This window comes from Paraconexibacter sp. AEG42_29 (assembly GCF_040581415.1).
In the GTDB taxonomy this organism is placed as follows: domain Bacteria; phylum Actinomycetota; class Thermoleophilia; order Solirubrobacterales; family Solirubrobacteraceae; genus Paraconexibacter.
The window spans coordinates 4881584-4903491 of record NZ_CP114014.1; the positions used below are offsets into that span (position 1 = coordinate 4881584).

Annotated in this window: 22 protein-coding genes; 8 read left to right on the forward strand and 14 right to left on the reverse strand. The window is 73.1% G+C overall.

The features are described 5' to 3' along the window. Positions 1-11 precede the first annotated feature (11 nt). Complete coding sequence (locus tag DSM112329_RS23565) at positions 12-1418, reverse strand: hypothetical protein (protein WP_354699004.1); 1407 nt, start codon at positions 1416-1418, stop codon at positions 12-14. Between the two features lie 139 nt (positions 1419-1557). Between DSM112329_RS23565 and DSM112329_RS23570 the strand changes: the two genes are divergently transcribed. Beyond that, entirely contained in the window at positions 1558-3516 is a 1959-nt protein-coding gene (locus tag DSM112329_RS23570; protein ID WP_354699005.1) for a GMC family oxidoreductase N-terminal domain-containing protein, read from the forward strand. Between the two features lie 42 nt (positions 3517-3558). Continuing rightward, the gene (locus DSM112329_RS23575; RefSeq protein ID WP_354699006.1) at positions 3559-3939 is read left to right on the forward strand and encodes a hypothetical protein; all 381 of its coding nucleotides are present in this window, start codon (positions 3559-3561) and stop codon (positions 3937-3939) included. A 4-nt stretch (positions 3940-3943) separates the two neighbouring features. Here DSM112329_RS23575 and DSM112329_RS23580 read toward each other — a convergent pair whose 3' ends face one another. From DSM112329_RS23580 to DSM112329_RS23590, 3 genes are all read right to left on the reverse strand, one after another. After that, positions 3944-6529 carry an MMPL family transporter gene (locus DSM112329_RS23580; protein WP_354699007.1) on the reverse strand — a complete coding sequence of 862 codons (2586 nt, stop codon included), beginning with the start codon at positions 6527-6529 and terminating at the stop codon, positions 3944-3946. 51 nt (positions 6530-6580) lie between these two features. After that, positions 6581-7177, reverse strand: a complete 597-nt coding sequence (locus tag DSM112329_RS23585) for a TetR/AcrR family transcriptional regulator (RefSeq protein WP_354699008.1) — start codon at positions 7175-7177, stop codon at positions 6581-6583. A 125-nt stretch (positions 7178-7302) separates the two neighbouring features. Continuing rightward, on the reverse strand, positions 7303-7875 hold the full coding sequence (locus tag DSM112329_RS23590) for a collagen-like protein (protein ID WP_354699009.1): 573 nt from the start codon (positions 7873-7875) through the stop codon (positions 7303-7305). Positions 7876-8091: 216 nt separating this feature from the next. Between DSM112329_RS23590 and DSM112329_RS23595 the strand changes: the two genes are divergently transcribed. The 5 genes from DSM112329_RS23595 (at position 8092) to DSM112329_RS23615 (ending at position 13190) form a co-directional block, all read left to right on the forward strand. Then, positions 8092-9621 carry an AAA family ATPase gene (locus DSM112329_RS23595; RefSeq protein WP_354699010.1) on the forward strand — a complete coding sequence of 510 codons (1530 nt, stop codon included), beginning with the start codon at positions 8092-8094 and terminating at the stop codon, positions 9619-9621. Between the two features lie 166 nt (positions 9622-9787). Beyond that, positions 9788-10777: a DUF6569 family protein gene (locus DSM112329_RS23600; protein ID WP_354699011.1), complete on the forward strand. Its 990-nt coding sequence runs from the start codon at positions 9788-9790 to the stop codon at positions 10775-10777. Beyond that, positions 10774-11826, forward strand: a complete 1053-nt coding sequence (locus DSM112329_RS23605) for an ATP-binding protein (protein ID WP_354699012.1) — start codon at positions 10774-10776, stop codon at positions 11824-11826. Before DSM112329_RS23600 ends, DSM112329_RS23605 begins: the two co-directional genes overlap by 4 nt. Positions 11827-11907: 81 nt before the next feature. Beyond that, positions 11908-12540 (forward strand): helix-turn-helix domain-containing protein, encoded by a 633-nt coding sequence (locus DSM112329_RS23610; RefSeq protein WP_354699013.1) that lies wholly within the window; start codon positions 11908-11910, stop codon positions 12538-12540. Beyond that, on the forward strand, positions 12537-13190 hold the full coding sequence (locus DSM112329_RS23615; RefSeq protein WP_354699014.1) for a hypothetical protein: 654 nt from the start codon (positions 12537-12539) through the stop codon (positions 13188-13190). The genes DSM112329_RS23610 and DSM112329_RS23615 overlap by 4 nt, the downstream gene beginning before the upstream one ends. Positions 13191-13209: 19 nt before the next feature. On the opposite strand, the gene DSM112329_RS23620 is transcribed toward DSM112329_RS23615, so the two are convergent. Further along, entirely contained in the window at positions 13210-13929 is a 720-nt protein-coding gene (locus tag DSM112329_RS23620) for an ImmA/IrrE family metallo-endopeptidase (protein ID WP_354699015.1), read from the reverse strand. 60 nt (positions 13930-13989) lie between these two features. Here DSM112329_RS23620 and DSM112329_RS23625 point away from each other — a divergent pair, with 60 nt between their 5' ends. Continuing rightward, positions 13990-14505, forward strand: coding sequence for a hypothetical protein (locus tag DSM112329_RS23625; RefSeq protein ID WP_354699016.1), 516 nt, complete (start codon positions 13990-13992; stop codon positions 14503-14505). Positions 14506-14599: 94 nt separating this feature from the next. Here the strand turns inward: DSM112329_RS23625 and DSM112329_RS23630 are convergent, their stop codons facing one another. The 9 genes from DSM112329_RS23630 to DSM112329_RS23670 form a co-directional block, all read right to left on the reverse strand. Continuing rightward, entirely contained in the window at positions 14600-15766 is a 1167-nt protein-coding gene (locus DSM112329_RS23630; protein ID WP_354699017.1) for a tetratricopeptide repeat protein, read from the reverse strand. 71 nt (positions 15767-15837) lie between these two features. After that, a complete protein-coding gene (locus tag DSM112329_RS23635) occupies positions 15838-16389 on the reverse strand; it encodes an ImmA/IrrE family metallo-endopeptidase (RefSeq protein WP_354699018.1) in 552 nt (183 codons plus the stop codon). A 12-nt stretch (positions 16390-16401) separates the two neighbouring features. Continuing rightward, complete coding sequence (locus DSM112329_RS23640) at positions 16402-16590, reverse strand: hypothetical protein (RefSeq protein ID WP_354699019.1); 189 nt, start codon at positions 16588-16590, stop codon at positions 16402-16404. A gap of 101 nt (positions 16591-16691) precedes the next feature. Beyond that, positions 16692-17402: a hypothetical protein gene (locus DSM112329_RS23645; RefSeq protein ID WP_354699020.1), complete on the reverse strand. Its 711-nt coding sequence runs from the start codon at positions 17400-17402 to the stop codon at positions 16692-16694. Then, a complete protein-coding gene (locus tag DSM112329_RS23650; RefSeq protein WP_354699021.1) occupies positions 17399-18046 on the reverse strand; it encodes a hypothetical protein in 648 nt (215 codons plus the stop codon). Before DSM112329_RS23650 ends, DSM112329_RS23645 begins: the two co-directional genes overlap by 4 nt. 66 nt (positions 18047-18112) lie before the next feature. Beyond that, positions 18113-18604, reverse strand: a complete 492-nt coding sequence (locus tag DSM112329_RS23655) for a hypothetical protein (protein WP_354699022.1) — start codon at positions 18602-18604, stop codon at positions 18113-18115. Then, the gene (locus tag DSM112329_RS23660; protein WP_354699023.1) at positions 18597-20081 is read right to left on the reverse strand and encodes an ADP-ribosylglycohydrolase family protein; all 1485 of its coding nucleotides are present in this window, start codon (positions 20079-20081) and stop codon (positions 18597-18599) included. Before DSM112329_RS23660 ends, DSM112329_RS23655 begins: the two co-directional genes overlap by 8 nt. 75 nt (positions 20082-20156) lie before the next feature. Further along, a complete protein-coding gene (locus tag DSM112329_RS23665) occupies positions 20157-20651 on the reverse strand; it encodes a hypothetical protein (RefSeq protein ID WP_354699024.1) in 495 nt (164 codons plus the stop codon). A gap of 112 nt (positions 20652-20763) precedes the next feature. Then, positions 20764-21672, reverse strand: coding sequence for an HD domain-containing protein (locus DSM112329_RS23670; RefSeq protein WP_354699025.1), 909 nt, complete (start codon positions 21670-21672; stop codon positions 20764-20766). Positions 21673-21908 lie beyond the last annotated feature (236 nt).

Genomic DNA, 21908 nt, shown 5'->3' on the forward strand with positions numbered 1-21908 from the left:
TGCCGCGCCGGTCAGCGCTTGACGGTCAGGGTGAGCGTGGCGCCCACCCCCGTGACCCTGAGCACGAGCGACTTCCGGGCCGCGAGCGTGGTCCGCGCCGCCTTGGTGAAGCGGAGCCTCACGGTCGCGCGGCCGCTCGCCGGGACGACGGCCATGCCGGACGCGACCTTGCGGCCGCCGCTGGTGGCGGTGACCGTGCGGCGTCCCTTGGCGGCCCCGGTCAGCCGCAGCGCGATCCCGCCCTTCAGCGCCGCCGCGAGCCGCACCGACTTGCCAAGGGTCAGCTTCGCCTTCACCGCGGGCGGCTTGCCACCGCTCTTGTCCGGACCGCCCGCGTCGGGGCCGCCCGGCCCGCTCGGGCCGCTCGGGCCCCCGGGACCGCCGCCGGGCGGGGGTGTCGTCGTCCCGCCGCCCGTGCCCGGCCGCGGTCCGGGGCTCACGGCGGCCGGCCCCCAGTCGGGCTCGCTCCCGCCCGGGATGACCATGCGCGAGCCGCCGCCGCAGCTGCCGGCGTCGTCCCAGACCTGGATGCCGCCCGCCTCGCGCCAGGCCAGCGACCGCCCGTCCGGCGACCAGGTGGGTCCGGACAGGTCGGCCACGGCGCCGGTGATGCAGCCGCCGTCCAGGGTGGGCAGCGCGAGCGTCCCGGCCGCCCGCGAGCCCGCCGCGACGTCCCCCCGGATCGGCAGCCACATCACGGTGCGGTCGTTGCCGTAGCCGCGGATCGCCGCGACGTAGGTGCCCTGGCGGTTGGCCTCGCCGTCGCTCAGGTCCGTGCTGTTGCCCTGCCCGGCGAGCTCCTGGTCGTCGAACCAGTGCACATCCTCCTGTTGGCCGACGTCGAACGTGTTGACCTGGTGCAGGAAGCCGGCGAACGTCAGCAGACGGCTGTTCGTCACCCACGACGACTGCGACGTGTAGGCGTTGCCGACCGGCGTGAGGCGGTCGGCCGGCGTCACGGCGGTCGCCGGGCGGGCCGCGCACTCCGGGCCGGCGACCGGGCACGTGTAGGTGACGAGCGTGTAGACGATCCGGCTGCCGTCCGGCGAGATCGCGACGTCGACCGGCGCGCCGTCGACGGGGTGGCTCACGGTGTTCTTCAGCGGCGGTGGGTCCATGCGGTTCAGGACCGTGCCGTTCTGCTTCAGGCGGACGATCTCGTTCAGGTGCCCCGCGGCGATCGTGCCGTCGTCCGCCTGCGTGGGCGAGCGGTACGGATGGTCGGACGTCCCGTCGGTGGTCACCTGGTACTGGCCGGACCCGTCGGGCTGGGCCAGCCAGATGTTGCTGTCCTTGATGAAGACGATCGAGTCCGCGTGCGCGGTGGCGGCGGGGCCTGCGAGCGCTGCCGCCAGGGTCGCTGCGGCGACGAGGCGCCGTCGGCGTTCGCGGCGGGGGCGCGTGAGTGAGGAGTGCATGGCCCGGACGGTGCAGCACGCAGCCGTCCCCCACATCGGGCGACTCCCTCGCGCGGGTGTCGTCAGGGACCTCCCCGGCGGCGCGCAAAGGCGTCCCGGACCACCCCCGGTCAGGACGCCGGCCAGGTAGCGTCGCGCCATGACGACGTTCACACCGCGGCAGCGCGCGGCGCTGCGCGCGATCTGCGACACGTTCACGCCGGGGGACGGGAACGGCCTGCCGAGCGCGTCCGCCCTGGGGACGGACGCCACCCTCGCCGAGCTCGCGAGCGGCAACCCGCGCCGCGCCGAGACACGCCAGCTCGCCGCGCTGCTCGACCTCTGGGACGCGCCCGCCTTCGGGGTCGTCCTCGGCCTCGGGCGGCAGCGCTTCAGCAGCGCGTCGCAGGCGGATCGCGAGAGGGCGCTCGTCCGGCTGGCCGACTCACCGGCCCCCGCGGTCCGCGCGCTGTTCCAGGCGCTCAAGGGCGGCGCGACCGTCGCCTACTACGTCACGCCGCAGCCCGACGGTGGCTCGCCGGTCTGGGACGCGATCGGCTACCCGGGGCCGCTCGGCCGGCTCGAGGATGCGGCCCCGCCGGCGCTCTCGCCGCTGCGCATCACCGCCGACACCGAGCTGACGTGCGACGTCGTGGTCGTCGGCTCGGGGGCGGGCGGCGGGACGGCGGCCGGTGTCCTGAGCGCGGCGGGCCTCGACGTCGTCGTCCTCGAGGCGGGCGAGTACTACGACGACGCGGACTTCGACGGCGGCGAGCTCGACGCGATGCGGCGCCTGTACAGCTCCGGGCCCGCGGTGTCCGCCGACGGGCAGATCGGGATCGTCGCCGGCGAGTGCCTCGGCGGCGGCACCGTCGTCAACTACTCGACGAGCTTCCGCACGCCGGACGACGTCCGTGCGGAGTGGGCGCGGCTCGGCACGCCGGCCTTCGCCACCGACGAGTACGGCGTGTCCCTCGATGCCGTCGAGGAGCGCCTGGGCGTCAACCGCGAGCACCACCTCGCAGCGTCCCGCGACGCCGTGATGGAGCGCGGCCTGCGGGAGCTGGGCTGGCACGTCGACGCGATGCCGCGCAACGTCCGCGGCTGCGACATGGGCGTCGACTGCGGCCGCTGCGGGTTCGGCTGCCGGCTGGGCGCGAAGCAGTCGGTCACGAAGACCTGGCTCGCCGATGCCGAGGCCGCCGGGTCGCGGCTGATCGTCGGCGTGCGGGCGCAGCGGATCACGCGCCACTACGGGATCGCCGCGGGCGTCGAGGCGGAATCCACCAGCGGTCATCGGCTCACCGTCAAGGCCCGTGCGGTGGTCGTCGCGTGCGGGGCGATCCAGACGCCGGCGCTGCTCAAGCGGTCCGGGTTCGTCAACCCGAACATCGGCCGGCACCTGCGCCTGCATCCCGTCACCGTCGTGCAGGGCGTGATGGACGAGGAGGTCCGCCCGTGGGAGGGCGGCATGCAGACGCGCTACTCCCGCGAGCACTCCGACCTGGACGGCGACGGCTACGGCGTCATGTACGAGACCGGCCCCGCGAACCCGTCCCTCGTCCTTCCCTTCACCACCTGGCGGTCGGCCGGGCAGCACCTCGATCACCTGCGCAAGCTCGGCCACATCGTCGGCGTGGCGGCGATCGTCCGCGACCGGGACAGCGGTGAGGTCCGGGTCGGCCGGGACGGTCAGCCGGTCGTGCGCTACCGCCTCTCGGAGCGCGACGCGGCGCACGCGCAGCGCGGTGTCGAGGGCGCCGCGCAGCTGCTCGAGGCCGCGGGCGCGCAGGAGGTCCACTCGTCCCACACGCGTCCCGTCATGTACCGGCCGGGCGTCGAGGGGACGCATGCGCAGTTCGCCGCGGCCACCGCCCGCGAGGGCTACGCGCCCGGCCGCTGCGCGTTCGGCGCCCTACACCTGATGGGCAGCGCGCGGATGCACGGCAGCCCCGAGGGCGGGGCGGTCCGCCCGGACGGGACAGCGTGGGACATGCCGAACGTCGTGGTCGCGGACGGGTCGTGCTTCCCGACGGCGACGGGCGTGAACCCGATGATCTCGATCGAGTCGATCGCGCACATGAACGCGCGTGCGCTGGCCGCGCGGCTGCAGGGCTGAAACCCAGCGGCGACGGGCGGCAGTGCAGGTACGCTCGCGGCCATGTCTGACTGGACGAGGAAGAACTTCGACGAGGTCCCCGACCGCAGCCCCGACGACGTCGACATGCAGTGGCGGTTCGCCCGCCGCGACATGGGCTTCGAGCAGGTCGGCGTGAGCCGCTTCAGCTACCCGCCGGGCGTGCGGTTCCCGTTCGGGCATCGGCACCGCGAGCAGGAGGAGGCGTACGTCGTGGTGGCCGGGTCGGGACGGGCCAAGCTCGACGACAAGGTCATCGAGGTCGCGCTCTGGGACGTGTTGCGGGTCGGGCCGACGGTGGCGCGGCAGTTCGAGGCGGGGCCCGACGGGCTGGAGCTCATGTGCATCGGCGGGCCGGTCCCGGAGGGCGGGGACGGTGAGCCGGTGCCGGACTTCTGGGAGTAGGGGTTCAGCCCGCGGCCTGGTCGGCCGTCGTTTCCCGGGCCTCGCCCGCCCGTGGCTCCAGCACGAAGATCGTGGTCTCGGCGTGAGCGATCGTGAACGGCCCATCGCGCACCGTCGCCTCGAGCTTGCGCCAGGGTCCGTCGTGGTCGGCGCACCAGGCCTCGATCTGCACGTCACGGTCGATCCGCAGCGGTGCGCGGTGGCTGATCCGCGTCTCGACGCTGATGGCCTGACCGTCACCGCCGTCCACGGCGAGCTCGCCGAAGATCCGGTCCAGCGCCTGCGGCAGGACCGCGCCGCCGGCCTGGCCGGGCGAGCCCTCGTGCTCCGGGCCGACACGCAGCTGCAGCGTCCGCCGACCGTCGGCGTCCGGTGCTCCGGTGGCGGCGAGGGGCGTTGCAGCGAGGGGCGCCGCGGCAGCGGACGGTGGCGTGGTCAGGGCGGGCGTAGGCCCGGACGGAACGCGTGCGGACCGAGCGTGAGCGGACTCGCCCTCGAGATCGAGCTGGGGCAGGAGCCGGTCGAGCCATCCGGGGAGCCAGAACGCCGCCGGACCGACGAGGCGCAGCGCGGCGGGCAAAGCGACCAGGCAGACCGCCGAGGCGGCCAGCAGGACGGTCGCCACGAGGCCGGCCCCGGTCTGCCGGATCGTCTGCAGGTCGGGGGTCATGAAGGCGAGGAAGACGCCCGCCATGATCGCCGCCGCACCCATGATCACCGGCCCGGTGCGGACGATGCCCGAGCGGATCGCGGCGCCGATGTCCCCGGACAGCAGCCAGTTCTCCCGCAGCCGCGTGAGGATGAACACCTGGTAGTCGAGCGAGAGCCCGAAGATCAGGGACAGGAGCGCCAGCAGCGACAGCGCGTCCGCGAAGCCGGCGCCGCCGAGCAGCGGATCCGCGCCGGTGGACAGCAGGGACAGCACGCCGAACGAGCCTGCGACGACGAGCGCGTTCAGCAGCACGGCGATCAGGGGCAGCAGCAGCGCGCGCAGGACGACGACGAGCGCGACGAAGGCGACGGCGCTCAGGGCGACGACGAGCCACGGCAGGCGCTCGTTGAACGCGCGCCGGTAGTCGGTCAGCTGTGCGGCGACGCCACCGACGCGTGCGTCGGCTCCGGTACTCGCCTGGAGCCGGCGCATGGCCTCGCGGGCGCGGTCGTACAGCGCACCGGTGCGCGGATCGTTCGGACCTGAGCGCGGGACGACGGTCAGCAGCGTCGTGCGGCCGACGGGCCGCGGACCGAGCACGAGCGCGACGTCGCGGTCGGCGACGAGCGTCGCGCGCAGCGCCCCCAGGGCTTTCCGGCCGGCGGGCGTGTCGAGGGTCGCGCGGCGGTCGACGGCGAGCAGCTCCAAGGGCGCGCTCCACCCGGGGCCCAGGGCGCGGACGACCCGCTCGGTGTCGGTGCGGACCGGGGCGTCCGGCGGAAGGACCCGGACGTCGGGCGGGCCGGCGTCGAGCCCGATGCCCGGGACGGCGAGCGCCACGAGCGCCGCGAGGGCCGGGAGCGCGGTGAGCGCCGGTCGCCTGAGCAGCAGGGACGCAAGGCGGTCCCACACTCCGCCGCTGTCGCTCGGCGGCCGGCCGAACCGCCAGCGCTCGAGGTGCCGGCCGACCAGGACGAGCGCCGCCGGAACGGCGGTGAGCGCAGAGAGGACGCCGACGATCGCCGCCGCCGCCGCGCCGACCGCGGCGGACTGCAGGAACGTGCCTGGGGCGAGCAGGATCGCGACGCCCATCGTCACCAGGATCGTGACGCCCGCCACGACGACGGTGCGACCGGCGGTCTGCGCTGCCCGCTCGGCCGCCGTCTGGACGTCCGCCCCCTCGCGACGGGCCTCGCGGAAGCGCGAGACCATCAGCAGCGAGTAGTCGACGCCCAGCGCGAGCCCCATCATCGAGGCGATCGGCGTGCACACGTCGGTGACGTCGCGCGTGCGGGCCACGAGGTCGGCGAGGCCGAGCGCACTCGCGACGGTGGCGCCCCCGAGGACGGCGGGAATGGCAGCGCCGAGCGGCGAGCGGAACACGAGCAGCAGGACGATCAGCAGGATCGGGACGGCGAGCTTCTCCGCCGCGTGCGCCTGCTCGACGGACGCGTCCGAGATCGCGCTCCCGATCGCCGAGAAGCCGGTCACCGAAGAACGGACCGGGGCCTGCACGACCTCGTCGACCACGGGCTGCACCGCTTCGACGACCTCCGGCCCGAACGTCTCGTCGGTCGGCCGCTCCACCAGGATCACCGCGCCACCGGCCGGGCGTAGCTGCGGCGGGGCCCCCCGCTCGAACGCGGACAGCACCGTGTTCTTCGGGTCCGCCCGCAGCCGGTCGACGAGCTGCGCGGCCTGCGTGCGGACGGCGGCCGCCGGTCCCTCGAGCAGGATCGGGGCCTGCCCGCGGTTGCCGATCTCCACGTCGGCCAGATCCTGCGCGGCCTGCGCCCGCGTGCCCGGGACCTCGATCGACGTCGGGGCGATGTGCGACTCCAGCAGCGTCCCGTTGTAGGCGAGCCCGGCGGTCAGCACGAGCCACAGCGCCAGCACGAGCCGTGGCCGACGCAACGCCAATCCGGTGAGCGCCCTCACGCGACCCTCTTCATTCACCAAATGGTGAAGAAAACTCGACGCGGTGTCAACTCACGGTCGTTCGATCAATGCCCGCACCATCTCCTGGGTGGCGGCGATGGCCTCGTCCAGGGCAGGCGTGCGGCCGTCCTCGAGCAGCGCGACCGTGAATCCGTCGATCGAGGCCACGACGAGCATCACCAGCGCCGAGTCCGACAGCGACGAGCGCCAGCCCGCGGCCACCATCGCCAGCAGCCGCGCGCGCACCATCTCGCGGTACCGGGCCCGCACGGCGCCGACGGTCTCGGCCAGGACGGGATCGGTGATCGCCGCCGCGTACAGGCTCAGCCAGACCGCGTGTAGCCGCGGGTCGGCGGTCACGTGGTCCCACATCGTGCCGAAGCCGATCTCGACGACGTCCGCCGGGTCGTCCAGCCCGGCCACCGCGGCCTCGACATCCGCGAGCAGCCGGTCCCCGAGGTGCATCACCGCCGCTGACAGCAGACCGGCCTTGCTCGTGAAGTAGTAGTGCAGCAGCGCCTTGTCGACACCGGCCGCGTCCGCGACACGCTGCATCGTCGTCCCTGCGTGTCCCCGGTCGGCGAGCACCCCGAGCGCGGCGTCGAGGATCTGGCCGCGGGTGCGACCCGGGTTCCGCGGTGCGGGCACCGACCGGATGCTAGGCCAACGTGGACGGGCGAGAAGACACCCGGGCGAGCGCACGACGGCCGGCGTGGCTTGCACCACCGGCCGCCGTGCGCGGGTCGGACGCTCGGTAGGTCACCCGCCTCGCGCTACGGCGCCGCGCAGATGACGTAGACCGTGCCGGTGGCTGCCGCACCGGTCGCCCGCAGGCGGAGGCCGCCCTTCCAGCCGGTCGGGATGCCGCTGGTCACCACCGGCTCGTTCTGGTTCGCGTAGGCCTCGTAGAGGTCGCCCGTGACGCCGCCGCCGGTCGCGCGCTCCCCGACATTGCACGACGCGGTCCCGTTCCCGCCGGTGAAGTACGTGCTCCGGACGACGACCTTCGTGGCGCCCGGGTCGCCCTTGGGCCCCGGGTCGCCCTTCTCGCCCTTCGCCCCGGGCGCGCCGGGCGCTCCCGCGGTGCCGGGCGCTCCAGCCGGCCCGGGCTCGCCGGCCGGCAACTGCCCGGCGGCGAAGTCGCGCTTCAGGAGCGAGCCGTCGGCGACCTTCGTCGAGGTGACGGCGCTCGGCGCGAGGTCGACGGTCTTCACGGTGCCGTCCTTGATGTTCAGGCCGGTGATCAGGCCGCCGGCGGCGTGAGCGCTACCGCCGAGAGCAGCGGACAGGGCGAGCGTGGCGACGACGAGCCCGGCGGACGGGCGACGGACGGGGAGCAGCTTCATGGCGATCGTTCCTTTGGTGAGGTCCGGAGGCTTCCGGTGGTGCCTGCACCGGGGTGGCGCAGGCTGTGTCCTCACTCTCCCGCCGCAGCCGTTTCCCGCCCCCGTCCTTGATCACGTCGCGGACGTGACTTTCGTCACCCCGCGTTCACGCCCCACCGCGGCTGACAATCACTCCGCGCAGAGCCGGAGGTCCGGCCGCGCCGTACCCATCGCAGGATGACCGTCGCCCCCACCGCCAGTTCGACCTTCGCCGAATACGAGCAGGCGATCCTCGCGCGGGACCGTGAGGCCTGCGAGCGCCTGGAGATCGGCGCCGGCGCCCGGATCCGCGGGCAGGCCGGGGTGACGATGGAGCAGGTCGTCTTCCACACCTGCCGCGCGGCACGCCTGCTGCGACTCGACGACGACGCGGAAAGCGCGCGTGACGCCCTTGATCGCGCGCGGAAGATGCTGCGCACCATGGCGCTCACCAAGCGCACCGACTTCCACGTGCGGCTCGACGCGCTGTGGACCGAGACCCTCCTGGCCACCGGTGACTGGGCCGCCGCGCAGGCCGAGGCCGAGGAGCAGCTGGCCGCCGCGCAGGCCGCCCGTGACTGGGGCACCGGGCGCTGGCGGGCGCAGCTCACGGTCGCGCGCTGTGCCCACGCGCAGGGCCAGGCAGAGCTCGCGCTCACCCACGCCACCGGCGCCGCGCAGGGACTGGCCGCGCACTGCAGCGGGGAGCTCGACCTCGTCGACGAGGCGCTCGCCTTTCTTGAGGAGCTCCACCGCGCGGGCGGACGCGGTGCGGAGGCGGACGCCGTCGCCGCCCAGCGCGCCCAGCGCGCGACGGACATCGCCGCCCACGAGCAGGCGACCCGCAACGACGCGCTCGTCCGGGTCCTGATGGAGCTCGACGCGCTCGTCGGCCTGGACGATCTGAAGGCCGCTGTCCGCACCCTCGCGAACTTCCTGCGCGTGCAGGTCCTGCGCGAGCAGGGCGGCCGGCCGCGGGCGCAGCTGGTCCAGCACCTCGTCTTCTCCGGACCGCCCGGCACGGGGAAGACCACCGTCGCCCGGCTCATGGGCCGCATCTACCACGCAGTCGGCCTCCTCGAGAAGGGACACGTGGTGGAGGTCGGCCGCGGCGACCTCGTCGCCGGGTTCGCCGGGCAGACCGCGATCAAGACCGGGCAGGTCATCGACTCCGCCCTCGACGGCATCCTCTTCATCGACGAGGCCTATTCCCTCTTCGAGGGTGCAGCCGGCTCCTCCTATGGGCCCGAGGCCGTCGCGACCCTGATCCGCGCGATGGAAGACCACCGCGACCGCCTCGTCGTCATCATCGCCGGCTACCCCGAACCGCTCGCGGCGCTCCTGCGCTCCAACCCGGGCCTGTCGTCCCGCTTCACCACGCGGATGACGTTCGCGCCCTACTCCGCCGACGAGCTCGCCGAGATCTTCTGCCGCCTCGCCGCCGCCGACCAGTACGACGTCGCCGACGATGCCCGCGCCAACCTCCGCGAGCTGTGCGAAGCCCTGCTCGCGAGCGCCGACGAGCACTTCGGCCACGCCCGCGCGGTCCGCAACGTCTACAAGGACTCGCTCACCCAGCACGCCGATCGCGTGATCGCGCAGGACCGACTGCGGGAGCCGGTGCTCTCGACCCTCACGGTGGACGACCTGCTCTGGGAGGACCGGCCGGTCGGGATGCTCCCGGGCCGGTTCACGCGTCGGCGGACGTTCCCGCCGGCGGGCGGGTAGCCGAAGCCGGCCGGTCGCCGGGACGTTGCCCTTCCGTCACGGGGGGATGGGCGAGCTCGATCAGTTGACGGTGAGCGCGCGGGACGAACGCAATTCGTGATCCGCGGTGTCGCACAGCGTTTCTCGCAGCTGTCAGAGCCACCCGCGCACCCCCGACCCACCGGCCATGAACGCCATCTCGCTCGCCGCCGACATCCGCGTCGGCCCCGCCCAGACCAGCGGTCCGCTGACCGTCTACCCCCTCTTCCGCGGCGGGGAGCCGCGCCTGGAGTACCGCTCGTTCGCGCAGGCCGTCGCCGAGGGGTTCGTCATCCACGAGGTCCCGGGCGGCGCGTCCGTCAACGACCTCATGGTCACGAACCCGCTCGACGTCGCCGTCCTGCTCTACGACGGCGAGGAGGTGCTCGGCGCGCAGCAGAACCGCACGCTCGACTTGACCGTCGTCGTCCCCGCCGGCGCGCGGCTCACCATCCCGGTCAGCTGCGTGGAGGCCGGCCGGTGGGACGGCACGCGCCACGCCGACGGGTTCGTCCCTGCCCCGCAGGCGGCCTACCCGTCGCTGCGCCGGATGAAGGCGCAGCAGAGCACCCTCGCGGGCGCGGCCGGGCTCCAGCCGCGGGCCGACCAGGCCGCGGTCTGGGCGGAGGTCGGCGCCAAGGCCGAGCGCCGCGGCGCGCCCGCTGCGACCGGCGCGACGCACGACGTCTTCGAGAACGACCGGCCGCGCCTGGACGCCATCGCGGCCGGCGTCGCGCGTCAGGACGGGCAGGTCGGCGCGGTCGCCGTGATCGGCGGACAGGCCGCCGTCCTGGACTACGTCAGCCGTTCGGACGTGTGGGCTGCGCTGCACGGCCCGCTCGTGCAGGGTTACGCGCTCGACGCTCTCGACCAGACCGGCGCGCGGGTCGCGATGCACGTCGGCGAGGCGGTCGACCGGGACTGGGTGCAGGGCTGGGCGAACGGCCTGCTGAGCGTGCGCGACGTCCCCACGCGCCGCGGCGTCGGGCTGGGTCAGTCCTTTGCGATCGACGGCTGCGACTCGGCCGCCGCCGGCTGCGTCCACGACGGCGAGCTCATCCAGCTCAGCGCCTTCCCGGCCTACCCCGATCCCGTCGCCGACCCGTCCCGTATCCGCCGTCCCTCGCGCCGGCGATGAGCCGGATCGCGCTCGACCTGGGTCACCTGGGTTGGGCGGACGTGCGCTTCTTCGAGGCCGCCATCACCGACGGCCTCGACCACATCCGCGAGGCGGAGTGGCGCACCTCGCAACGCGAGCCCCCGGCCGGCATGGACATCATCGCTGTCCACGACCGGCTACCGCCGTGGGCCAGCGGCGGCTGTGCGCGTTTCGCGGAAGGCCTGCTCGCGTGGCGGCTGCACCGCGGCCGCGTCTGGCTGCAGCTGGCGGGGGCAGACGCAGCCGCTGTCGGCGCGCTGCTTTGTCGCGGCGCGCGGCTCTTCCCGCAATCTGATGACGGCCCGCACCGCTTGGACCTGCGCCTCTGGTCGTGCGCACGCGATACCGGCGGCGACCGGCGCACCCGCACGGTCTCGGTCCCCGAGTGGCCCGACATCGCCGACAACTACACGGCGTCCGCCCGCGCCCGACTCGACGACCTTCACTCCGCGCGCCTGACCGGCACGGACGGCCGTCTGCTGCTCTGGCACGGCGCCCCCGGGACCGGCAAGACCCACGCGGTCCGCAGCCTCGGCTGGGCCTGGCGCGGGTGGTGTGACCTGCACTACGTCGTCGATCCCGAGCGCCTCCTGGACCGGCCGGACTACCTGTTCGACGTCCTGGGTGACGACGAGGGCGACGAGCTCGATTCACGCTGGTCGTTGCTGGTCCTGGAGGACACCGGGGAGCTGCTCTATGCCGACGCACGCGAGCGCGCCGGCCAGGGCCTGTCCCGGTTCCTGAACGTCCTCGACGGGTTGCTCGGGCAGGGGACTCGGACACTCGTCCTGCTCACGACGAACGAGCCTCTCGGCGCGCTCCACCCGGCAGTCACACGCCCGGGACGGTGCGCAGCCCAGGTCGAGTTCGCAGCGCTGACGACGGAGGAGGCGACGGCGTGGCGGGAGCGGCAAGGGGTCGTTGCGCCGGCTGGCGGCGGCGGCGGGACCCTCGCCGAGCTCTACGCCGACATTCGGGGAAGTCAAGCCCGGTCACGGTCCGCGGCCACCCCGATCGGGTTTCGCTGACATGGGACCGCCGACCGCGCCCACAGCGGAATCCGCGTGTGAGAGTGTCAGACCGTGGCGATCCCCCGCGACCCTCCCCGTGTGGGGAGACACGACGATGAACATCTGCGCCGTTTCGCGGCGGCCAAAGCCGACGGTGACGCCGTCACGATGCGCCTGTGCTGGGAGGAGATCGTGATCTCGATCTTCGACCGCGTCGACGGCATCGTGGCGGCGACGCACAAGCTGCAGCTCGATGACGACGAGCACGAGCTCGCGGTCGAGATGGCGCTCGCGCGCATCTCCACGAACCTCATGCGGACGTTCCGCGGCTCGTCGATGGGGGAGCTCATCAACGCCATCAAGACCCTCTCGTTCGGCATCTGCGTCGATGTGCAGCGCAAGTCGCAGAGCGCGGGCCGCCGGACGAACCGGTCGCTCGACGCCGGGTGGGACGCCGACGCCGAGGACCGTCCCGCCCACACGTGGGAGACCGACGAGGCGCACGCCGTCTACGAGCGCGAGGGCCGCCAGAAGGACATCAACGACTTCCTCGACTGGGCGTACCCCCAGATGGCGGACAACCGCCGCGCGGTCGTCCAGCTCACCCACCACGGCTCCACCATCCCCGAGATCTGCGAGGAGCTCGGGATCCGGCGCGACAACGCCTACCAGCTCCGCAAGCGCGGATTCGCCGACCTTGCCAAGCTCAAGCAGCAGTACGACGCCTCATGATCCCCACGACCGAAACCCTGCTGAACGAGTTCATCGACGCGTGGAACGCCGGCGAACGGCCGAGCGTCCGGACGTACCTGCGGCGCGTCCCGGAGGGCGACGCGCGCGACCGCCTCGCCACCGAGCTCGAGTCGTGGCTGGAGGCCGCGCCGACCCCGCGCTACAGCAACACAGCGCGAGCAGCGATCCGCGCCGAGCCCGTGGTCCAGCGCGTGTTCTCTGCCGCCGGGGAGGATGCCGGGCTCTGGCCCGTCGTGCTGCCCGAGCTCCGCCAGCGCGCGCGCCTGTCGCTGAGCGACGTCGCCGGACGGATCGCCCAGCGCTTCGGCCTCGCCGCGCGCGACGAGGAGCGCGCCGCGACGTATCTCGGTGAGCTCGAGGCCGGCCGCCTGGAGCCGACCCGTGTTTCGCGCCGGCTGCTCGAGACTCTCGCCGACGTCCTCGGTGCAAGCCCCGGGACGCTCGCCGACGCTGCCTCGTTCGGGCGACCGCTGCGCCCCGCCGGCGCCCTCTTCCGCGCCGACGACCTCGAGGACGCCGACTGGGTCGCAGACGATCTGGCGGTCATCGCGCAGGCCGCGATGGCACCGGCGCCCGCGGCCGCCCTCGACGAGGTCGACCGGCTCTTCCTCGGCGGCCCCGAGGGATAGACCCAACGGTGGTGGCGCGTCAGCTCGACGGTGCGAGCAGGCGCGCCAGCGCCACGGCCAGACGCGAGTCAGCGGCCGCGTCACCCCGCACCGCCGCCCCCAGGTGCGTGCTCTCCAGGCGTGGCGAGAGGTACGGCAACTGTGCGATACGGGCGATGCGGTCCGGGTAGCCGGCCAGTCCCAGGCGCTCCCACGCCGCGCCGTGGTCAGCCGCATGGAACGCCGCGCTCGCCGCTTCCGTGATCAGGCCGCACTGGCGCAGGCGGAAGTGGGTCATCACCCCGCTGGTGCCGTACTCCGCGGCGAGCGTGAGCACGTCGTCCGGTGTCGGATCGCCGGCGAAGCGCCCGGTCAGCGCGACCTTCGGGATCAGGAACTCGGCGGCGAACGCGTTCGCCTCGTTCTCGTAGGGCGTCGTCGTCTTCCCGGCGACGGTCTCGATCGTGTCGATCACCATCCCGCCGTCGTGGCCGCACCAGTGGTGCCCGAGCTCGTGCGCGAGCGTGAACCGCTGCCGCACCCGGGGCTCCGTCCCGTTCACGAACAGCAACCGCGTCGGGCCGAGCGGGACGCAGGCACCGGCCAGGCCGTCCAGCAGCGTAGCGATCACCACGGGGAGCCCGACCACGTCCTCGACGACGTCCAGCAAGCACGACAACGGCGCGCCGAGGTCCAGACCCAGCGCGGCCCGCGCCTCCCGCGCTCGTTTCGCGCCCCGGTTGCTGTGCAGGCTCGGCAACCGCTCGAGCATGCCAGAGGTCGCCGTCAGACACGAGCCTCGCCGTTCGACCCAGGGCCTATGAGCATCGACGAGACCCCCATCTGCCGCGCGACCATCCGCGGCGACCGCATCACCCTCAACGGCTGGGACCGCTCGCTGGCCGGCCGCGGCCCGTCCCGGGACGGACTCCGCCACGTCCGCGCTGCGCTGGCTGACCTCTACCGCTCCGGCCAGGAGGACGACGAGCTCATCGTGACGCCGGTGGGCGGCACCCGCTGGAGCGACGACGCCGAAGCTGTCCTCATCGCGTGGGCCACCCGCGTGGGCTTCACGCGGGTCTGGCTCCCGGCCCGCGTCGTGGACCTGGCCGGCGAGCTCGCAGCGTGTGGACACGCGCAGGTCACCTGCCCGACCTGCGGCGCCCGCTGGCGTGACGAGAGCGTCGACTTCTGGGCCGGCGTGCGGCGCCACGGCTGGTTCCCCGGGCGCTGCCTGGCGTGCGGTGGGTCGCTGCCCGAGTGGGACGTCGCCGGCGAGGGCGACGCCGACCGCGCACGGACCGCCGTGCCCCTCAGCCGTCGTCGCGGCCGCTAGCCCTTCGGGGAGTCCCTCAGCCGCCGGGCGTGGTAGATCGCGTCCTCGAGGGTGAGTGGCCCGGGTCCGGGATGTCGAGACCGGGCGCGGCCACTCAGCGCCCCACCGTCGGGTAGGTCGCGGCGTAGTCCGGCGCGGGATCAAGGCCGACGTTGTCCCCGTCGGTCATCTCCCAGAGGTGCCTCGCCTTCGCGACGACGCCGGCCGTCAGGCAGTCGAGCAGCGCCGGCGTCAGAAGGTCGAACGGCAGCGGCACGGTCACGGTCACCCAGAGGTCGCCGGCGTCGTCGATCTCGAAGTTCTCGCCCTCGAGCACCACCTCGTCGCGGAGCTCCGCCTGCGCCACTTCGTCGTCGACGACGCCAGGCGCACGTCCGATCATCGCCCGGACGGTCACGGCGTCGTACCGCGGCTCGACGTCGATCAGCGTGGGCCGGTCCGCGGTGTCGAGCACGATCGTCCCGTCCCCCTCGTGGTCGACGTACGCCCGCGCGCGTAGTCCGGCATAGCCCGCGTTGTCGATGAGCGTCCGGGCCCACAGCGGGCGGTCATCCGCCTCCGGTACCTCCGGCAGCTGCGGGTCGCCCGCCATGAGCGCGTCCAGCAGCTCCTGCGCGTCGGTGGCCTCGTCCTTACCCGCGTCCGTGTCCAGCAGGACCGCGTGCTCGTAGGCGGTGCGCGCCTCGCCGAGTTGGCCGGCGCCGGTGGCGGCCTGCCCGAGGTAGCACCAGGCCCACGCCTCGTCCGGCGCGATCTCGCAGTAGTACCGCAGGTGGCGGTAGGCCTCCGCCCAGCGGCCGAGCCCGAGCAGCGTGTACCCGAGCGCGTAGTGGGCCATGACGTCGCCCGCCTCCAGGCAGCGCCGCCAGCGGACGACCGCGACCTCGTCGTCGCCGGCGATGGCCTGCGAGAAGAGCTTGCGGTTCAGCGTCTGGCGGCCGGTGCCGTACTGGGCGCGGGCGGCGACGACGATCGCGTTCGGCGCGACGTCCGTCAGCCCGAGCTGGGGGACGTCGAAGCGCGGCCCGTCCCAGAGCGGGGCGTGGTCCTCGTCGTCCGGGTCGTAGTGCGCGGGCCGCCTGACGGCGAAGCCGATGCAGCGTCCGTCCGGGACGTCGTGCAGCAGGCCGACCTGGTCGCTGACGCCGACCCAGCGATCGCGCGGCTGGCCGTCGTCGGTCGCGCCGAACTCCAGCGCGGTCAGCCAGTCCAGGCCGTGGTCCTGGCTGAGGTACAGCCGTGGCCGGTTCGTCGCGGGCATCGGGCCCCTCCCTTTCGTCGTTCGTCTCGACTACGGGGTCGCTGCGCGGACATCGGTTCTGACGGTTGCCGCTACTGGCCGAACAGCACCGCGGCCCGCCGGACGGTCGCCGCGTTCGACGTGCCGAACGTGTCGCACAGCTGCGCGATGTCACCGCCGCAGCGGGCGTGCTCGCGGACGAAGAGCCAGCGCGGCATCAGCAGCGCGGCGGCGAACGCGCTGGCCTCCTCCTCGATGTCGCGCGGCGTCTCGGGACGCGGAGGGCCCGAGTCGTGGACGCTCGTGTGCCGGCAGAACAGCGCCTGCTGACCGGGCTCGCGGTGCAGGACCCAGTGCCCGACCTCGTGCCCGATGGTGAAGCGACGACGCGGCGGCCACAGGCGGGCTTCGACTGCATTGACCCAGATCTCGCCGCGTGCCGGCAGCAGCAGGCCGGAAAGCGACTGGCCGTCGTTCGTCTTCGGCGCTCCGGGAGCGGTGCTCAGGTCCTCCACGTCGCGGACCAGGAGCCCGAACACCGAGTCCGCGATGTCCTCGACGGGGACCGGCAGCCGCGCGCCGTCCCACAGATACTCGGGGATCTTCGCGAGGATGCCGTCGGCGCGCTCTTCGATGTCCTCCACTGATCGGTGAGCCTAGATGCCGAGGTGGTCGCGGAGGCGGCGAAGCGTGTCGCGGGCCGCCTGGGACGGTGGTGCCGCGGCGTCCGGATCCCGGGTGTGTGAGCGCCGGAAGACCCGGTGCGCGATGAGCGCGGCGAGGGTGTTGTCACCTGCGCGGACCGCGTCGGCGTAGGCGCGCAGCGGGTCGGGGCGATGGTCCATGACGGTGAAGTCGTCGGGGCACCCACCGACCTGACCGCGACTCGGCGCGAAAGGGGGTCGGACCGGGGGCGCTCGCGGGACGACCAGCGGGACGGCGACGCTTACGACCCGGAACGGCGTCCGGTGAACAGCGCGTCGACGTCGGGCGAGCCGGGGGCAGGCACAGTCCCGGGACTGCGCGGCGGGGCGGGCGTGCTCGCGTCCACCCCTGACTCAGCAGCGGGCGCCGGTGCAGGCGCAGGCGCAGGCGCAGGCGGCATCGCGAAGTCCGCGTCGGGCTCGGCCATGCGGGCGAACGCCTGTCCCGTCGCGCCGCCGGCGGCGGGAAGGATGTTCTCGCCGGCCGTCCGGAGCGCGGCACGCGTCTCCCCCACGATCGCGCCGAGCGCGTCCAGCACGCGGTCGGTGACCCCGTCCGCCGGGAGCGTCCCCTGCTCCATCGCGTGGTAGTAGCCAAGTACCGCCGGCTCCTGTCCGGGGACGCTGAGCCCCTCGGCGAGCTTCTTGACCAGTTGCGCGCGCGACAGCCGCGCGCGGTGACGCAGCCGCGGCAGCAGCGCAGGCCAGGTTCCGGCGGCGCCGTCGAGCGCCTGCAGCAGGTCGTCCGTCAGTGCCTTGGCCGGGGACGCGGCGAAGGCGGCGGCGTCGAACGTGCGGCGCGGGGCGCGGGCCAGGTACTCGTCGAGCAGCGTAATCAGCTCCTCGCGCTCGGCCCCGGTCACCTGCTGTAGGTAGTCGGTCGGGTCGGGCGCCTCGCCGCCCGCGCGGTCGGCGGCGGTGAACTGCCTGAAGAGCTGTTCGACGAGGGTCATGACGCGTCCGGTGGAATATCACGCGCGGCCAGTCGCCGGCGCAGATCGCGCCGGAAGCGGCTGACGATCTGGTAGGCGTTCTCAGTCGTGACAGCGGGGACCTCCGTGACCGCCACGTCCGCCGTCTGGTCGTCGAAGACCATGATCTCGATGATGCGGCGGTGGTCCGGTGAGCGCTCGGCGAGCAGCTCCTCGATGATCGCCTGCACCTCGAGGTAACCGGCGCGGTCGACCTCCCCGTCCGACGCCGGCTCGCGGCCCGCCGCGGTCACGGCGTCCAGGGAGTCGGTGTCGAGCGTCCGCTCGCGGTCCCGGAAGAAGTCCGCGATCCGGCGCTTGGTGATCGTGTTCATCCAGACGACGAACTCGCCCTTGGACGTCCCGTCGAACGCGGACCGCACCGCGCTGGTGATGATCTCACCGGTGACGTCCTCGACATCCTGGGCCGGAATCCGCAGGACGACCCGTCGGCGCACGTTCTCCCAGTGCCCGAACACCAGATGTGCGAGCCCGGTGGCAGCCGCCTCACGGTGCCCGCGCGTCCGCATCGCGCTGACGTACGCGATCAGCTGGTCATCGCTGAGCGACTGCAGCTCGTGGTCGGGAAGGGGGCCTGAGAACGTCAACGGTCTGTGTGTCGCCATGGCCGCTGGGTTCCTGACGCGTCGATCCGCCGACGCTATCCGAGCCGGCTTCCGGCGTGGGCGCGCTCAGCGCGGGAGCGTCTTGGTGAGAACGGCGGCTTGCTCAGGGGTGAGCGGTGTCGTGTACGCGGCGACCGCGTCCGCCGTCGCGAGTCCGATCCCTTTGTCGCGCGCATCGCTGCTGTAGAGCGTGACGTGGTTCGGTGGCAGCGGGACCGGGGTGCCGAGGTCGGCGGACAGCTGCGCGTACACCTCGGCCAGACCGTCGACGTCGCAGAAGGCGACGAGGCTGCGGCGACCGTCGTCCCGCTCGGCCGTCGCCGCCCGCCCGTCGAAGTGGACGCCGCGCGGCTCCGTGAGCGCCGGCTCGTGGCGTTGCCCGAGTGCGATGAGGTCCGCGAGGGGTCGGCCTACTGCGACCGCCAGGTCGGGGGTGAAGGTGGTGACGTGGTGCTCACGGCGGCAGTGCCAGGTCGTGCCGCCGAGCTCGAGGTGCTTGGGGAGGTCGAGCGTGACCGGGAAGATCAACGACTGCCCGTTCTGCGGGCGGTCAGGCACTCCAGGTCTCCACGAACTCCCTCTGGTCCGGCGTCTCGGGGGACGGGCGGTTCGCGCGGTGCGTCCCGGCTCGGAGCGCCCTCAGATGAGCGAGCGTCTCCTCGGCGCCCATCCCACGCTCGCGGAGCAGGCAGCCAAGGACGGTACCGGTCCGCCCGATGCCGCCCCAGCAGTGGACGTAGACGGTCTCCCCCTCGGCGACCGCCATGCCGATCGTGTCGAGGATCGTGCGCATGTGGGCGGGGGTCGTGACGCTGACGTCGGGGATGGCCATGCGGACGTGTCGCGCCGACGTCCCGCGCTCGGTCGCGATCTTGGCGAGCAGGTCGTCGTACGGCTGCAGCGGCGGCCCCTCGCCGGCCTCGGTGAGGTCGAGGAAGCAGGTGACGCCGGCCGCGAGGAACGCGTCGAGCTTCGCCTCCGCCTCGGCTCGCGTAGGCGCGCCGGGGTAGGGACCGGCGAGGACGCTGCCCTCGATGGCCCAGAAGCTGTCGCCCGGCAGTGGCGCCGTCGAGACGGCGGGCCCGTCCAGCGAGATCGTCTGCGAGAGCTCGAAGAGCGCGTCGGCCAGCGCGGTGATCTCGTCGCGCATGACGAGCTTGTCGAGCCACTGCTGCGGGATCCCGTCCGCCCCGTGGATCGCGCCGGCAAGCTGGCCGTAGATCGCGGCGGTGGTGTCCGCGTCGTCCCCGAGGTTCACCGCCGCGAGGACGCCGGCCTCGAACGTGTCGGTCGAGCGCAGCGCCCACAGCGCGGCCTCGAGCGCGTCGACGACGTAGCCCGTCCCCTTGATCGCGGGCGGCTCCTTCGTGAGGAACGAGGCGGCGGCGACCGTGGCCACCTCGGCGTCCAGCGGGTGCGAGGTCCAGATGCCGGGGGACGGCTCGACGGTGCCGGAGTGCAGGAGCTCGCCGACCGGCGCGCCGTTCAGCGCCTTGACGAGCAGCCCGGCGAAGTAGCGGCTGGCGTCGATCGCCTGCGGGGCGCCGTGGGTGGTGCGGGCGCTCTCACCGGCCCGCGCGACCGCGGCTGCCGGGTGCCGCGCGTAGGCGAGCGCGACGGGCGCGAGCTTCATCAGCGGCCCGTTGCCGGCTGCGTCGGTGTCCGCGTCCCCCGGGAACGGCTCACCGGTCCGCTCGAACCGCGTGAGTGCAGCCCGCGTCGCGTTCCCGATGTCGAAGCACGAGCCGGTGCTCGACCAGTACCCCTCGCGGTACCAGCGCACGTAGCGCTGCAGCTGGTCGACGGGGTCGAATCCCTGGCACTCGACGAGGCTCTCCGCGAGGCACAGCGCCATCGAGGTGTCGTCCGTCCACGCGCCGACGGGCAGGCTGAACGGCCCGCCGCCGACCATGTCTGTCACGGGCGGGAACGTCCCCCGCGGCTTGAACTCGACGGTGGTCCCGACGGCGTCGCCGGCGGCCAGGCCGAGGAGGGCGCCGCGGAAGCGGTTGCGTGTCTGGTCGTCGGTGCTCATGGGGACGGAGTCGAGCACGCCCGCTGCGCACTGACAACCTCGGTGGGCAAGCTCCGCAGCGCGACGAGGTCTGCGTTACGTCCCCTCGCGTTGCCAGAGCGTCGACGAGTCGAACGCGTACATCAACTCATCGTTCCACTTCGCACCCCAGACGCTGGTGCCGGCGTCTTGTGCTGAGTGCGTGTGACGCTGGAGGACGTACGGCGTCCCGTCAAGCTCGATGAGCGCGATCTCGAGTGGTCCTAGACCGTCTGTCCGGGGTGCGAACGTCACGCCCGTTCTCTCGGTGATCTCCGCCGGCAGAACTTGAAGAGTGCCCACGATCTTCAAGCTGAGAATGGTGGCTCGAGGCAGCGTGGGCACCTGAATGGGCGTGGCCCGCGTCGTCTCGCGCCTCGGGATCGGGACGCGCGGGAGTGGGCCATACCAATGGGCGGGCGCGTTGCCGGGCGTGTCGAACGCGTACATGATCTGCGGGTCCCACTTCTCGCGGTCGACCATCAACCCCACCGAGTTCGGGTCCGCGTAGACGGAACGCCAGAGGCGGAACACGGTGCCGTCGAGGGACACGATCGCTCTCCACTCCAGACCGAATTCGCCGTCACCCCGCGCGAAGGTCACTGAGTGGTCGACGTCCTCGTAGATGGAGTCGTCAGTGCTGCTCGGTCCTGACGATCGCCTTTCAGTGCCAGGAGTAGTGCGGTCCGGGCGCCGGGAGTGCGTCGTAAAGCTCCTCGAGGACCGGGCGCATCGTGGCCTGGAGCTGGTGGGCCGCGTCCGCACAACTGTGCTGGTGACGTTCCCACGCGCGGTGCACCGCCATCGGCGCTTCCTTGAGGCCGGCGAACGGTGACTGCACGGCCACGTACTTGTCGACGAAGTCCGTCAGCACCATCGCCTCGGTGGACTTCCCCAGGTCCAGCGGTTGCCCGTACTGCCGCAGTTCGATGAGCCGGTCCAGCGGCACGCGAACGGCGGTCACCTCGTCGACCACCAGTCGATCGAGCTCGTCGACCGTCCGCTCGAGTTCACGCAACGCCGCCGCCGCCTGCTGCCCGAGCTCCTTCTCGCGCCGGGCGAACGCGGACGCGAGTGCCCGGTAGTAGCCCGGGACGTCCGCGTCGCGGTTGAACCGCTTCCACAGGGCGAACCCGTGCTCGCGGAAGTCGAAGACGACCGACCGCGCGTTGTGCAGCTTGTCGGCCAGGGAGACCCGGAGCTCGTCGGGACGCTTATGGGCGATCGCGCCGATGTAGTCGAGCTTGCGCTCATACCACGGTGGCTTGGCCTGCAAGTCGGTGTCGCTGTTGGCGACCACGATCCGCGCGACGTCCTCACCGAACAGCTTGCGGATCTCCAGCTCGGCACGCGCGCCGCCGCCGTCCTCGATGACGTCGTGCAGCAACCCGCCGATGGCTTCGTCCTCGGTCCCGCCCATCTCCAGGACGATCGACGCGACGCCGAGCAGGTGCGCCACATACGGCACGGGCGTGCCCTTCCGCAGTTGCGTGCTGTGGTGGCGCGTGGCGTAGACCAGCGCCTGTTCAAACCGCGGGGTCAGCAGCGGGGTCTTCGTGTGGGCGTCGGACATGCTCGCTCCTATCGTTTGGCTCTACTTCTGGGGTCGGGTACGCGCGACCGAACCTGACACAACTGCACCCCACGAAGGCGACCAGGCCACCGGCTCCGAGCCTTCAGGAGGCAGAGTCGTGTCCGCGTGCGCCGGGACCGGGTCGCGGCCAGCGTCTGCTGCCGATCCCTTCCGTGCTGCACGCGTCGCCCCCCGCGGTGACGGTCGGCGTTCGAGGCCGTGTCAGGTCGGCCGTT

Bases quoted from the DNA above. Each gene is read 5' to 3' on its own strand.
- DSM112329_RS23565 (WP_354699004.1), bottom strand. From the start codon at position 1,418: ATGCACTCCTCACTCACGCGCCCCCGCCGCGAACGCCGACGGCGCCTC.
- DSM112329_RS23570 (WP_354699005.1), top strand. From the start codon at position 1,558: ATGACGACGTTCACACCGCGGCAGCGCGCGGCGCTGCGCGCGATCTGC.
- DSM112329_RS23575 (WP_354699006.1), top strand. From the start codon at position 3,559: ATGTCTGACTGGACGAGGAAGAACTTCGACGAGGTCCCCGACCGCAGC.
- DSM112329_RS23590 (WP_354699009.1), bottom strand. From the start codon at position 7,875: ATGAAGCTGCTCCCCGTCCGTCGCCCGTCCGCCGGGCTCGTCGTCGCC.
- DSM112329_RS23595 (WP_354699010.1), top strand. From the start codon at position 8,092: ATGACCGTCGCCCCCACCGCCAGTTCGACCTTCGCCGAATACGAGCAG.
- DSM112329_RS23600 (WP_354699011.1), top strand. From the start codon at position 9,788: ATGAACGCCATCTCGCTCGCCGCCGACATCCGCGTCGGCCCCGCCCAG.
- DSM112329_RS23605 (WP_354699012.1), top strand. From the start codon at position 10,774: ATGAGCCGGATCGCGCTCGACCTGGGTCACCTGGGTTGGGCGGACGTG.
- DSM112329_RS23615 (WP_354699014.1), top strand. From the start codon at position 12,537: ATGATCCCCACGACCGAAACCCTGCTGAACGAGTTCATCGACGCGTGG.
- DSM112329_RS23625 (WP_354699016.1), top strand. From the start codon at position 13,990: ATGAGCATCGACGAGACCCCCATCTGCCGCGCGACCATCCGCGGCGAC.
- DSM112329_RS23630 (WP_354699017.1), bottom strand. From the start codon at position 15,766: ATGCCCGCGACGAACCGGCCACGGCTGTACCTCAGCCAGGACCACGGC.
- DSM112329_RS23640 (WP_354699019.1), bottom strand. From the start codon at position 16,590: ATGGACCATCGCCCCGACCCGCTGCGCGCCTACGCCGACGCGGTCCGC.
- DSM112329_RS23645 (WP_354699020.1), bottom strand. From the start codon at position 17,402: ATGACCCTCGTCGAACAGCTCTTCAGGCAGTTCACCGCCGCCGACCGC.
- DSM112329_RS23650 (WP_354699021.1), bottom strand. From the start codon at position 18,046: ATGGCGACACACAGACCGTTGACGTTCTCAGGCCCCCTTCCCGACCAC.
- DSM112329_RS23660 (WP_354699023.1), bottom strand. From the start codon at position 20,081: ATGAGCACCGACGACCAGACACGCAACCGCTTCCGCGGCGCCCTCCTC.
- DSM112329_RS23670 (WP_354699025.1), bottom strand. From the start codon at position 21,672: ATGTCCGACGCCCACACGAAGACCCCGCTGCTGACCCCGCGGTTTGAA.